The organism is Zobellella endophytica, from assembly GCF_003012775.1.
Lineage (GTDB): Bacteria > Pseudomonadota > Gammaproteobacteria > Enterobacterales > Aeromonadaceae > Oceanimonas > Oceanimonas endophytica.
Genome location: NZ_PXYG01000004.1, coordinates 69,405 through 82,160 on the forward strand (window position 1 = coordinate 69,405; position 12,756 = coordinate 82,160).

Sequence of the window (12,756 nt, forward strand, 5' to 3'; positions counted from 1 at the left end):
TAGCCAGGTTCTTAAGCATTAAAACGTTCATAGATGTCATGTAACCTATTGCCCTGCCTGGATTTACTCTGTTGAGATGGTTGGGCGTTTCGTCGTAAGAACTGGCAGGCCCAGTCCAGGTGATACTCTATTTCCTTCATCGCCCGTTGGCTTATCGCTGTCATGACCGGACAGAACCACACATCCGCATTTTTGGCCGCTTTGAACAGCGATAACCCCGGTGCAGCCGAGTTCACGATGAGCCGTTTCAGGAGCAAGGTCAGCAGGCTGGCCCAGATCAGCCCTTCGACGATCGCTTTTTGCTCGGTGTTGAATTTTCGCAGGTTGGTGTGGGATTTCAGCTCTTTGAGCAGCAGCTCTATCTGCCAGCGGCTACGGTACAGCAGCATGATATCGATGGTGCTGAACTCGTCACGCGGCAGGTTGGTCAGCCAAAGCACGAAGCGCTGCTCCTGCGCAAACCAGCGGCGGATAACCCGATACCGGAATTTGCCCGAGCGGACGATCATGTCCAGCACATCAGAGCGGTTGTTACGGCGTGTGACGGCCTTGAGCTTTTTCCCGGCCAACTTGGGCAGCAAACGCCCCTGCCCATTACGTGCTTCCTCGATGGTCGGGTTCAGGGTCAGCTTGCCCTTAACCAGATAACATCCGCCGTGGCGCTCAATCTCGTGGTAATAGCTCTGATCCAGGTAACCGGCATCAGCGAGAAGCAGCTGTCCGCGCAGCTCGTTCGCTGCAGGTCGAAAATCATGCTCCGAGATAGTATCGGCCGCAATGGTCATGTTCACCGGCGCCTGCTCGAGCAACGACATGGTGACATGACATTCAACGGCGGCCGGCGATACCGTATGAAAACGGCCGGGAAATTCATCTTTCAGCTTGTCATGGATGGCAAACGAAGAGCCATCATGCAGCAAAATGCGCTAAAATCGTTGAAACTTGCTGGGTATCTTCCCCTGGTACTGTTTAATCAACAGTGGCATGGCCTGCCGCGTCAACAACGCCATGAAGGAGGCAAAGCCGGACTTCCTCAACTGATTGTGGAACGGTTTATAGGCGACAAAGTCAGCTTCACAGAGCTGCATCCCGTTAAACTGGCGCAGCAGCTCTGCGATGGAAGCGGTGTTGCCCTGGCTGAAGGCGGCGACCAAGCAAGTAACCAGTTGCAAGGGCTGAATGTCGCGGATCCGCTGCATGAATTGGCAGTGCTTGGCCTGCAGGTTCAAGGTAACGGGATTCAGGAATTGCGTTAGTCGCTGTTTTAGATGGATAATAGACATCGGCTTTGTTGGGTTCTTATGTTTTGTTTGGCGACTAACATCAGATCACAACTGAAGCCTTTTTTCTATCTATTTCATGATGTTACCGCTTAAGATCCTGTCTATGTAATAGTGCTACATTCTGGCTGTTCCGTAGCCACTTCCGGGAAAGGGCGAAACCGTATCCATGAAGTGCCTGACCCGTTGGAGAAGAGACCAGATGCTACGGCATTGGTGGTTACGGGTCACCGTCTCGTGCAGCTTGTGCCAGAGCAGCTCTATCTTGTTGCTCCAAGGTGAGTAAACCGGCTGGAAGAGCAAGATGAACTTGGGGTTCTTCGCCAGCCAGGCCTGGACCTGGCGGCTCTTGTGGATCACGTAGTTACCCAGGATCAGAGTGATCTGCCGAGCCCGGCGATAGCGCCGCCGCAAGGCTTCCAGCAGGGCGATGAACAGGGAAGAATTCTTTTATGGCCAGAGACATAGGTCACTTGTCCGGTGGCCGAGTGCAACGCGCCAGCCAGATAATGCTTTTCGTTTTTCCCCGGTGTCACCACTTTCTTCTGCTGGCCTCGTGGCATCCAGTCCGCCCCCAGCTTGGGTTCAGGTCGATGTCGACTTCATCGGCGTAAAGCACCGGGTTATCTTGGCTGCTGCCCGCCAGCGCTGCCCTGATCTGCGCGACTTTGCTGTGGTAGTCCGGGTCCTTGATCCGCAGTGTGTGGGCGACGCTACGCCAGACAATCCCCTCACGAGGCAGCCAACGGCGGAGTGTGGAAGCCGCGATGCTGAGACCCAACAATCGATTGATTTCAATAGCAAAGAGCTCGGTAGACCAGCGACTGCGCTGGTAACCCAAGTGTAAGCGTTCACCAGAGGGATATTGACTATCAGGATGCCAGACCAAATGCGTCTGGGTAAGGCTGTTTGCCGAGCACCGCATTGACTATCTCACTGATCACATCGAGGGGGATAACCGCCGTTTCTTGCAGGTTTCCACCACCGACAGCACCCGGGAGCGGAACTTGTCTCCCCGATCCGAGCTGGTTCCGTAGCAGATTTTTCGCAGGATCACGCTGCCGCGCAGACAACGTTCCGCCTCGTTATTGGTCTGCGGGATCTGGTCATCCTGCAGGGAACACCCACAGTCCGGGTTCATATTTGAGGATATAGGCACCGCGTCCGGCATAACGTGAACAGGGTCCGCGTTCCTTTTTCCAACCAATACCGCATACTTCGTCGAAGCCGCTGCATGCGCCGCTGATAAATCTCTCTTTCAAGCAAGCCGAGCTCATAACGGTGCCGGGTTCGGAACACCGATTTGCATAACAATACCAGTCTGCCACCAAGGAAGCCGGTCAGCCCCTGGCCGCTATAGTCGGCCATTTTCTGTAAGTTAGGGTCGATATGCGCCCAACAGAGCTGATGCTTATCCTGCTCCAGCCAATGATAACTGGCACATTGATCCGAGATGACCACCCCGGAGAAGTGTTCTCCCAACAGGTATTTGGCCGAGTCCTGGTTACGGGAATAGCGGCTCTGCTGAAATACCGCCTCTGCTGAAATACCGCCTCGTCATTGGCGACCAGCCAGACCCAGCGGGTACCCGGTTCTCGATTACGTTGATGGGTGGTTTCATCAACATGAACCCGCTCAGCTTATCGTAGATGCTGATGCAAGGCCTGATGTACCGGCGTGAGCATGGCGCTGACTTTTCCTTGGGCCTCGGAAATGGCCCCGATGGAGAAGGTTTCCCCATATTGGTCTTGCAACAGGCGCTGTATTTTACGCACGCTGAGGTGATATTGCCCGCTTAACACGACGATATGGCTGAGCAAACGCGGCCCCATCTGACCTGATGGCGCGGTGTCGGGCAAGGCCCCTTTGGTGACCTGCCGGCAGCCTTGGCAACGGCCATGAAACAGCTGATATTCGGTGATATCCAAGGGGACAACCGGCAATTCAAAGACCTGGCGGCGCTGGCTGGGGGCGTCATAAGGCATCACCTCATCGCCGCATTCGGCACAAATTGGCTCCGGCAGGCAGGCGACCTGAACATCGGTCGGCTTAAGCGGGCTCAGCGCGCGTTTGTGTCCTGGGTGACCTGGTTGAGCGCCAATCGTATTTCCACCACCAGGCGTTTGAGCTTTTTTCGCTCGGCTTTGGCCTCTGGGGTATCCGACGACGGCGAGCGAGACGAATGACGGGAACTGGTCGCGAGCCGATCTTCGTACTCGCGCAGTTTTTCCCATAACTCCCGGATCAGGACATTGGCTTCGGTCAGGTTGGCCACCGGCGGCGGCTCATGGGTAAACAGTTTTTTCTTTTTCATGCGCTCATCGTGAAGGCTGCCCAGGATCGTTCAACCGGAAAAAGCGGATCACGGGATGATCATCACTTTTTTCATGTCAAGAGGGGGCTGGTGAACGGTTACGTTGTAGGAATTTCCTTAGTCCGGATTGGTCCGGTGTCCGATAGCGACGGGAAAGGGTTTTTGCGATAGTAGAACACGGGTGTTTTTTCCGACGATGGGGCTCCGGCACCGCGATGGAACGGCGGTTTCCCCTTCCTTTGTCTACCGCGGGTGGCCCGGGTTACGGAGTCCCCGGCCGGTAACCACTGCGAGGTAAAGGAATGATGAGCAGAATCAAGGTCCTGATTGTGGATGACTCCGCCGCGGCGAGGTTGGCGCTTGCCGCCTTGTTGTCGGAGGATGGGGGGCTCGAGGTGGCCGGAACCGAATCGGCGCTCGCCTTGGCGAGCATGGCGCGCGAGTGGCCGGATGTGATCCTGTTGTATATGGCGGCACTAGGCCTGGATGACATTGCCTTCCTGGAAGAGCTGATGGCGGTGCGCCCGACTCCCGTGCTCCTCTTCTCCCCGCACCTCGGCAAGGGCGCCGAAATGGTGCTCCAGGCGGTGTTCGCCGGTGCCGTCAGCGTGCTCTCCAGGCCTGAACCGGGACTCGGGCGCTCCCTGCATGATAAGGCCGGGGAACTGATCGATGGCATCAAGGCGGTGGTGCGGTCGAAGCGCCCCGTCGCCGAAACCGGTTTTCACGTACAAGAAGAACCCGGGCAGGGGAAAAAATGATTGCTCTCGTTTCGCCGTCGCGGTTCGGCTTGTTCATCAGGGCGAATCAGTGTCCATCCTTCAACACGGAGGTTGGGGCACACTCTGCCGTCCATCCGTAGCTCGGGCCGCCTTTGTCAAAGACGGCTCGGCAGGAGGCGTTTATGGATGCCGGCGGATGAGAAACAGGGCAAGCCTGTATACTCAAAAGTTTATTCCGAAGAGCGGCGCAGTATGCCTGAAATATCGACGTTTTCACCAAAAACTTGTTCTTCGGCCGAAGGATATATTCGCTCTAGCGGCCGGCACTATCTCTGTGCCGCCATTATTATGACCCTGTTGGTTGGCGCGACCTCTCGGCATGGAAAGTGGCGGGACTCTTGCCCGGGCCCGTCGCCACCAATTTGCCGGAGGCACTGCTGAACAACGAGAGCGTGTTCGACATGCTCGCCTCGGCTATCCGCGAGTTTGGCCTTGGCTGGCACGATCTGGCCATCGAGGTGACAGAGGATGTTTTCCTCAATCGATATGCCGAGCGCATAACAGCGATTGTACCGGGTCGTCAAGCAGGGCTGAGCCATGGGCCGTTTCAATGAACGCGCATAAATGCTTGCCGCTTCGAGTGCGGGGGATTGCCGCCGCCGCTTTAGCTGGCATGGGCTGGCGGGGAAAACCGTGCCGGGCTTTCAGGCTCTCCGCCGCCTGCCGGCTCGCGCTACGTAAAGGGAAACCTGCAGGATAAACTCCGGGGATATGAGAGAAAGACAAGAAAAAACCGGTATGGGCCGGGTGGTTGTAGGGATTTCCTTAGTTCAAATTGAGCCAATGTCCGATAGCAGCGGGTCATGGTTTTTGCGACAGTAGACTGGCGGTTCCCCGGCGGTTGGTTGGCGCTGCACCGTAGCGAACCAGCTTCTCCGCAGGGTTCCGCACGGTGGCTTCCGGGGAGTCCGCCACTCTCTTCCTTCCCTGAAGCTGTCTTGCACTCCTGGATAACTCGCCACCCCCCTCGCTCAGTATGGCGCGAACGCTGGAATCAGGAGAGGACATCATGATGGACGAGATTGAACGGCATATGTTACTGGTATCCTCTTCCGGGGAGCGGCTCCTCTCGGAGGCGTTCGAACGGCTGCCCGACCCGCTCGGCCTGATCGAAGGCCCCTCGGTCCGGGAGATGCGGTTGATCGCCCTGAACGGCGCCGCCACCCGCATCGTGGGACTGACGCGGGAGCGTGCGCTCGGTCGTGGCCTACAGCAACTGTTGCCGCCGTCCCGGCAAGACTGGTTTTTCGGCAGCCTGGCCCGTTGCCTGGCGTCCGGCGAAGCGTGGAGCTACCGAACAACACTGGCGTTGCCGCAGGGACGGCGCTATTTGGAGGTTAGCCTGACGCCGCTCGCCGCGTCGGCCACCGGCCACCGGCGGGTGCTGTTGCACGGGCGCGACATTACCGATGTGCGCCGGTTGCAGGAGCAACTGGACAAGCATGAGCGGATATACCGGGCGGCGGTGGAGAGTTCGCATTACACCATTGCCCGCTACGACCGGCAGTGCCGGCGTGTTTTTGCCAATGCTGAATTCATTCGCTCAGCCGGGGTACCTTTGGCCGAGCTGCTGGACAAGACACCGCTGGAGTATCCCGGTGGCCCGGCGATGGCGGCGTATCAGGGCGCGATGCAGGCGGTGCTCGCCCAGGGGGAACCGGACGAATACGAATTGCGCTGGCAGGACAGCAAGGGCTCGGAGCACTGTACCCTGATCAGGCTCACGCCCGAGTTCGACGAAGATGGCGAGGTGGTCAGCGTGCTCTCGGTGGGGCACGATATCACCGAGGCTGCCCGGTATCGGCACCATATCCATCGTCTGGCCTATTACGACACCCTCAGCGGATTGCCGAACCGGGAGCAGTTTTATACCCGGCTGCGGCAGACCCTCGCCCAGGCCGACACCCGTGAGGGCTGGGTCGGCCTGCTGCTCCTGGACCTCGATCGCTTCAAGGTGATCAACGACAGCCTCGGCCATGTCGCCGGCGACACCCTGTTGCAAGAAACGGCGGGGCGTTTGTCGGAATACCTTGTTGACAGCGGTTTCGTCGCCCGTATGGGGGGGGATGAGTTTGCCATTCTGCTGCCGGGCCTCGATGGCCGGGAGGTGCTGAACGGTTGGGCCCGCGCGGTGCTCGAACTGTTCGAGGAACCTTACCTGTTGATGGGCCGCGAGTTGGTCGTTTCGGCCAGCATCGGCATCGCGCTCTATCCCGACGACAGCCTGTCGGCCGACGACCTGATCAAGTATGCCGATTCCGCGATGCACCACGTCAAGGACAATGGCCGCAACGGCTACGGTTTCTACGAGCGCGGGCTGACCATCGGCCTGACCGAACGGATGTCGCTCGAGGCGGAGCTGCGCAAGGTGTTGGAGCGCGGGGAACTCGAGCTCTATTACCAGCCCAAGGTCGACCTGCTGCGCGAGCGGATCACCGGTTACGAAGCGCTGCTGCGCTGGCGCCACCCGTCGCTGGGCCTGTTGACGCCGGATCGCTTCATCGGCATTGCCGAGGAGACGGGCATCATCGTCGAGATCGGTGGCTGGGTGCTGCGTACCGCCTGCGAGGCCGCGGTGCGCTGGAGCCGTGGCGGCTGGACGGATTTCACCGTGGCCGTCAACCTTTCCGTGCGCCAGTTCCTGGAGCACGACCTGGCCGGAGAAGTCGGGGCCATACTGGTCGAGACCGGCTGCCGGCCGGAGTGGCTCGAACTGGAGATCACCGAGAACCTGCTGCTAGAGGATCGCGACGAAACCCGTGCGACGCTCGGGCAGTTGCGCGACCTCGGCCTGAAGCTGGCCATCGACGATTTCGGCACCGGCTATTCGGCGCTCAACTACCTGGCGCGCTTTCCGATCGACATCCTCAAAATCGACCGTTCCTTCGTCCAGGGTATCGGCCGGGACGAGAGCAGCGAAAAGCTGGTCCGGGGGATCGTCAGCCTCGCCCGCAGCCTGCAATCCTGCTGGTGGCCGAAGGGGTGGAGACCTCCGGGCAGGCGGCCTATCTGCGGCAGATAGGCTGTCACCTGGCCCAGGGTTATCTGTTCGCCAAGCCGCTGTCGGAGGAACAACTGGTGTCCTGGTACAAACAGCACAGGCAGCAACCGCTGCCGGGAATTTTGGTGGAGTTTTGATGCAAGCGGAGCCTATCAGCGAACGGGAGTTCGCCCAGTTCAGGGATTGGCTTTACCGCCGGGCCGGCATCCACCTGACGCCGAACAAGATGCCGCTAGTCAGCGGCCGCCTCGCCAAGCGGCTGCGCCACCATGGCCTGAGCTGCGTGGCCGAGCACCTCGGCGGCGCCGGCCATCGCGAACTGATATTCGATACCGGAAACGGGCAGGTCTGGCTCAGGCAGTTCAGGCCCCGCTCCGGCAACAACCAGGAGATAAGACCCGATGTCGCGAATCAAGGTACTGATCGTCGACGATTCCGCCGTGGTGCGGATGGCGCTGGCCGAACGACTGGAGCGGGATGCCGGCATCGAACTGTTGGGGAGCACGGCGGACCCGGTGTTCGCCATGGCGAAGATGAAGCAGGCCTGGCCCGATGTCATGGTGCTGGATGTGGAGATGCCGTGCATGGACGGCATGACCTTCCTGAAACAGCTGATGGCCGAGCGGCCGACGGCGGTGGTGACCTGTTCGACCCTGACCGAAAAAGGGGCCGAAGTCACGCTGCAGGCGCTTGCCGCCGGCGCGGCCAGCGTCGTGACCAAGTCGAAGTTGGGGCTCAGGGACTATCTGCGCAACGGTACCGACGATCTAGTCCAGGCGAACAAGGCGGCACAGGCCAATCTCCGGCAGTTGGAGGCCGGGCCCGGCCAGCCCCTCGGATCGGGCCGGCCGAACGATGGCCTGGGCATGACCGGTAAGGTGGTCGCCATCGTCGCCCATGGCCTCAAGGGGATGCGGGACGCCGGTGCCCGGACCCTGGCCCAGGACGAGGCCCGTTGCGTGGTGTTCGGTATGCCGAAGGAGGCGATCAGGCTGGCGGCGGCGGAGCGGGTGGTCTCCCTTGACGAGATCCCGGGGGAAATCCTCGGTTTGTCCGGGATCCGGCAACGGGAGGATAGAGCTTGACCCCGGCCAGGCAAGGGAGAAGGATCGGTCAGAGCACCTTGCGGGATCGATTTGCTTCGGTACCTGTCGGGCGTCGGCCGCGCTGGTGTTCTCGCATTGCGCCAAGGGGGGCTGGTCGAGCCGCCGTGGCGGGGAGGCCGGGGATGTATCAGGCGATATTCGAACAATCACCGATGGGCATGGTGGTGTTTGGCAACGAATGCCGGGTGGGCGAGTGCAACACCGCCTTCGCCGGGCTGGTGGGTTATGGCGCCGCCGAGCTGGCGGGGCGTGATATGACCGCGCTGCTGCACCCCGATGATCGGGCGAGCTTTGTCGATGAGTGCGCCCGGATAGGCGGGGATGGCGGCGCCATCAAGCGGCTGCTGCGCTACCTGCACCGTGATGGCGAAGTGGTGTCTGTGACGGCGATCACCACCCCGCTGCGCGACGGCCGTGGCCGGTTGCTCGGTTTCCTGTCGCAGATCCAGGATGCCTCCGCCCTGATGCTGGCCGATATCGCCCTCGACCATATCCAGGAGGCGGTGTACCTGATCGATGCCCGGGGCCGTATCCGGGATGTCAACGGCGCGGCCTGCCGGGTGCTGGGATACGACCGCGGCGAACTGCTCGCCATGACGGTACCCGATATAGATCCGAATTGCTCGATGCGGTGGCTGGAGGAGGCCTGGCGACGTCAGCTTCAACTGGGACAGCTGACCGATACCGTACAAACCTGGCACCGAACCCGGGATGGGCGCCTGGTGCCGGTGGAGGTGAGCTGCGTGTTCCTGGAGCACGAGGGGGAACGGTACAGCCTGGCGCTGGCGCGGGATATTACCGAGCGCGCATTGCTGGAGCAGGCCCAACTGGAGAGCGAGCAGCGCTACCGCGATATCTTCGACAATTCGCTGGATGCGCTCTTCCTGCTCGAGGTGACCGAGGGCGGCCGATTTCGCAACTTGGCGATCAACCCCGCCTTCGAGCGGGCCGTGGGCATGTCGCGGGATGAACTGATCGGCAAGACCGTCGAGGAAACGGTGTCGCCAGAAGAGGCGACCAAGGTCAACGCCAAGTACCGGCGCTGCGTGACCGCCGGCGCCGTCGTCGACGAGGAGGTGGAGCTCGAGCTGCCGGCTGGGCGGCTGTTCTTTCATTCCACGCTGATCCCGGTGCGCGATGCCGGGGGTCGGATCCATCGTATCGTCGGCATCACCCGCGACATCACCGAACGCAAGCGGGCGGAGCGGCTGCAGCATGAACGGGAGCAGGAGTTCCGCGCCCTGGTCGAGCATTCGCCGGACGTGGTGGTGCGCTACGATCGCCGGGGGAGGCGGCTCTATGTGAACCCGGCGGTAGAGCGCCTGCTGGGGGTGCCGGCGGACAGCCTTATCGGCAAGAACCTGGCGGAGGGCGACAGCTACCGGCGCCCCCTGCAGCAGGTGCTGGACAGCGGCCTCGAGGCACGGGCGCAGCTCCGGGTGCTTGCGGCGGATGACCGACTGAGGTTCTTCGACCTCAGCTTCGTGCCGGAATTCGATCCGGATGGAAAGCTCGCCTCTGTCCTCGCCGTAGGCCGCGACATCTCGGCACTCAAGGAAGCCGAGATCCAGTGGCGCACCCTGGTAGAAAACTCGCCCGATTTTATCGGACGTTACGCCAACAGCTGCCATATCCTCTATCTCAACCCTTCGCTGTGCCGTTGGCTGGGCGTCTCGCTGGAAGACGTGGCGGGCAAAGCGTCGGCCGAGGTGCTGGCAAATGCACCCGCATTCGACCGCTTCGCTGCCTGTATCCGGGAGACCGTGGCCAGTGGTTTGCCGTTCGAGCAGGAATTCCATTTCGAGTCCCGCCGGCAATGGCATCTGATTCGCTTCGTTCCCGAATGTGACGGCGAGGGGTGCGTCATGAGCGTATTGGCTATCGGGCGGGATATCACCTGCCTGAAGGAGAGTGGCCGGCAACTGCGCGAATCCCGCGCCCAGTTGCGGGAGCTGGGTGCCCGCCGCGAGGCGGAATTGGAAGCCGAACGCAAGCGCATCGCGAGGGAAGTCCATGACGAGTTGGGGCAGCTGTTGACCGCGCTGCGTCTGAACCTGAATCTGGTGTGCCGCCAGTTCGGAGGGCTCCACCCCGAATTGTCCAGGCGCATCGGGGAGATGAAGCGCTTGGTCGACCGCACCATAGGCGCGGTGCGCTCCATCGCCACCGAGTTGCGGCCGGCGGCCCTCGACATGGGGATCTCCTCGGCGCTGGAGTGGCTGGCGGACGAGTTCAGCCGGAACACCGGCATCCGTTGCGGGCTGGATGTCGACGACGGGATCGTGCTGGACGAGGAGCGTTCGATCGGGGTCTTCCGGGTGGCCCAGGAGTCGCTGACCAATGTGGCGCGCCATGCCGGCGCCAAAACGGTCGAGCTCGGCTTACATCGGGTGGCGGACGTCTGCTGCCTGACCGTCAGGGATGACGGTGTCGGCTTCGATCCCGCCGGCAGGACAGGCTATGGGCTTATCGGCATGCGGGAACGCGCGCTGATGCTGGGGGGGGAACTGGTGGTCTCCAGCCTGCCCCGGCGGGGAACCCTGCTGCAACTGGAGATGCCGCTGTTTCGCCGGCCGGAGATAACGCCGTGATCCGGTTGCTGATAGCCGATGACCATGCCCTGGTTCGGGAGAGCCTGAAACGGCTGTTTTCCGGTACCCGAGACATCGTCGTGGCCGGCGAGGCGAGCAGCGGCGACCGGGTGCTGGAACTGTTGCGCCCCGGCGGGTTCGACCTGTTGCTGCTCGATATATCGATGCCGGGCCTGAGCGGTGAGGAGCTGATGCGGCGGGTGCACCGCCGCCTGCCGGAGTTGCCGATTCTGGTGCTCAGCATGTACGACGATCCCCGGGTGGTACGGCGCAAGCTGAAGGCCGGGGCCGCCGGCTACCTGACCAAGGACAGCGAGCCGGAGGTGCTGCTGACGGCGGTGCGCAAGGTGGCGGTTGGTGGACGCTTCATCGGCCAGGATCTGGCTGAACGGGTTGCCTTTGAGGCGCAGTCGGAGCTGGCGGCGTTGCAGTTTGAGCGGCTCAGCAGACGTGAGCGTCAGGTGCTGCGACTGCTGGTCGAGGGCCACTGTTTACGCGATATTGCGGCCAAGCTTGTGATCAGCCACAAGACGGTCAGCAGTCACAAGGCCCGGCTGATGCAAAAGCTGGAGGTCGACAGCGACGCCGAATTGATCCGCCTCGCATTTCGGAACCGTATTTAAGGACGGTTGGCCGGAGCACCTTGGCGACGGGAAGCGCCCTGAGGCATGATGGGGGCGACCCCGAATGCCCCAGGGCGATGGAGCGCCTTTGCGACAGATAAGCACCGATAACGAGAGCGAGAGAACCAGGATGATTCGATTGTTGATGGCGGAGGACCATACCCTGGTCCGAGAGGGACTGAAACAGCTGTTTGCCGAGGCCGGCGGGCTGACGGTGGCCGGTGAGGCGACCGACGGCGGCCAGGTGCTGGAATTGTTGTGGCGCGGGCATTTCGATCTGCTGCTGCTGGACGTATCCATGCCGGGCCTGAGCGGCGAGGAACTGATTAATTGTATTCGCACCCGGTATCCGTCGTTGCCGATCCTGGTGCTCAGCATGCACAATGAACCGCAGATCGTCCGGCGTACCCTGAAGGCGGGCGCATCCGGCTACCTTACCAAGGACTGCGATCCGGACACGCTGCTGGCGGCGATCCACCGCCTGGCCGACGGGGGGCACTTTATCGCTCCCGAACTGGCGGAGCGTGTCGTCTTCGATATGAGCGCCGGCCTGTCACCGATTCTCCACGAACGGCTCACCGGCCGGGAGCAGCAAGTGCTGGAACTGTTGGTCAAGGGGCACAGCCTGAAGGATATCGCCTCCCGGCTGGTGATCAGTCACAAGACGGTCAGCACCCACAAGACCCGCCTGATGAAGAAAATGAATATGGCCAACAATGCCGAACTGATCCGTTATTGTGTGACCGAAGGGCTGGTCGGATAAGTCAGGCCGGATCCCAAGGCGTCTCTTCCTCACGCAGGTGGTAATGCGGCTCGTGTGAGGCGAACCTCCCACGGCATTTCATGCCGCCCCCGATTTCAGGTTGCCGCTCGGCGAAGACGGTAAGCTTATTCCCGCTCGGCGCTGGCGGCCATGAGGCCGGCCCGGCTGTCGGTGTTCAACTACGCTCGGTTCGACCAACTGGGCCACGCCCAGACGGTGGGCTACGCCCTGAACCGGGACGTGCACCTGCGCCGCCAGGTCCGGATGCAGCAGTTCTCCCGGGTGATCTGAGCGGC

Annotated in this window: 8 protein-coding genes and 5 pseudogenes; 9 read left to right on the forward strand and 4 right to left on the reverse strand. The window is 61.3% G+C overall.

The window, feature by feature from the left end:
• Positions 1-11: 11 nt before the first annotated feature.
• The 3 pseudogenes from C7H85_RS10870 to tnpC all read right to left on the reverse strand — a co-directional run bounded on the left by C7H85_RS10870 (position 12) and on the right by tnpC (position 3,594).
• Positions 12-1,283 (reverse strand): annotated as a pseudogene (locus tag C7H85_RS10870) (IS4 family transposase).
• Positions 1,284-1,397: 114 nt separating this feature from the next.
• Positions 1,398-2,118, reverse strand: a pseudogene (locus C7H85_RS10875) (IS630 family transposase); the annotation flags it as partial.
• A 34-nt stretch (positions 2,119-2,152) separates the two neighbouring features.
• Positions 2,153-3,594 (reverse strand): annotated as a pseudogene (gene tnpC / locus C7H85_RS20265) (IS66 family transposase).
• Between the two features lie 305 nt (positions 3,595-3,899).
• Between tnpC and C7H85_RS10885 the strand changes: the two are divergent.
• The 4 genes and pseudogenes from C7H85_RS10885 to C7H85_RS20335 all read left to right on the forward strand — a co-directional run.
• A complete protein-coding gene (locus C7H85_RS10885) occupies positions 3,900-4,355 on the forward strand; it encodes a response regulator (protein ID WP_158260081.1) in 456 nt (151 codons plus the stop codon).
• Positions 4,356-4,702: 347 nt separating this feature from the next.
• The gene (locus tag C7H85_RS10890) at positions 4,703-4,930 is read left to right on the forward strand and encodes a hypothetical protein (RefSeq protein ID WP_146140446.1); all 228 of its coding nucleotides are present in this window, start codon (positions 4,703-4,705) and stop codon (positions 4,928-4,930) included.
• Positions 4,931-5,409: 479 nt separating this feature from the next.
• A pseudogene (locus tag C7H85_RS10895) lies at positions 5,410-7,514 on the forward strand (putative bifunctional diguanylate cyclase/phosphodiesterase).
• Positions 7,514-7,606 (forward strand): annotated as a pseudogene (locus C7H85_RS20335) (hypothetical protein); the annotation flags it as partial. The pseudogenes C7H85_RS10895 and C7H85_RS20335, both read left to right, overlap by 1 nt.
• A gap of 3 nt (positions 7,607-7,609) precedes the next feature.
• Here the strand turns inward: C7H85_RS20335 and C7H85_RS19570 are convergent.
• On the reverse strand, positions 7,610-7,792 hold the full coding sequence (locus tag C7H85_RS19570; protein WP_146140447.1) for a hypothetical protein: 183 nt from the start codon (positions 7,790-7,792) through the stop codon (positions 7,610-7,612).
• Between C7H85_RS19570 and C7H85_RS10910 the strand changes: the two genes are divergently transcribed.
• The 5 genes from C7H85_RS10910 to C7H85_RS19725 all read left to right on the forward strand — a co-directional run bounded on the left by C7H85_RS10910 (position 7,779) and on the right by C7H85_RS19725 (position 12,751).
• Positions 7,779-8,462 carry a response regulator gene (locus C7H85_RS10910; protein WP_106729740.1) on the forward strand — a complete coding sequence of 228 codons (684 nt, stop codon included), beginning with the start codon at positions 7,779-7,781 and terminating at the stop codon, positions 8,460-8,462. The genes C7H85_RS19570 and C7H85_RS10910 overlap by 14 nt on opposite strands.
• 143 nt (positions 8,463-8,605) lie before the next feature.
• A complete protein-coding gene (locus C7H85_RS10915) occupies positions 8,606-11,074 on the forward strand; it encodes a sensor histidine kinase (protein ID WP_106729741.1) in 2,469 nt (822 codons plus the stop codon).
• On the forward strand, positions 11,071-11,697 hold the full coding sequence (locus C7H85_RS10920) for a response regulator (protein ID WP_106729742.1): 627 nt from the start codon (positions 11,071-11,073) through the stop codon (positions 11,695-11,697). The genes C7H85_RS10915 and C7H85_RS10920 overlap by 4 nt, the downstream gene beginning before the upstream one ends.
• 130 nt (positions 11,698-11,827) lie before the next feature.
• On the forward strand, positions 11,828-12,460 hold the full coding sequence (locus C7H85_RS10925; RefSeq protein WP_106729743.1) for a response regulator: 633 nt from the start codon (positions 11,828-11,830) through the stop codon (positions 12,458-12,460).
• Positions 12,461-12,610: 150 nt separating this feature from the next.
• On the forward strand, positions 12,611-12,751 hold the full coding sequence (locus C7H85_RS19725; RefSeq protein WP_158260084.1) for a hypothetical protein: 141 nt from the start codon (positions 12,611-12,613) through the stop codon (positions 12,749-12,751).
• Positions 12,752-12,756: the final 5 nt, after the last annotated feature.

Excerpts from the sequence above, each read along its gene's own strand:
- C7H85_RS10915 (WP_106729741.1), top strand. The coding sequence starts at position 8,606 with ATGTATCAGGCGATATTCGAACAATCACCGATGGGCATGGTGGTGTTT.
- C7H85_RS19725 (WP_158260084.1), top strand. The coding sequence starts at position 12,611 with ATGAGGCCGGCCCGGCTGTCGGTGTTCAACTACGCTCGGTTCGACCAA.
- C7H85_RS10910 (WP_106729740.1), top strand. The coding sequence starts at position 7,779 with ATGTCGCGAATCAAGGTACTGATCGTCGACGATTCCGCCGTGGTGCGG.
- C7H85_RS10885 (WP_158260081.1), top strand. The coding sequence starts at position 3,900 with ATGAGCAGAATCAAGGTCCTGATTGTGGATGACTCCGCCGCGGCGAGG.
- C7H85_RS10925 (WP_106729743.1), top strand. The coding sequence starts at position 11,828 with ATGATTCGATTGTTGATGGCGGAGGACCATACCCTGGTCCGAGAGGGA.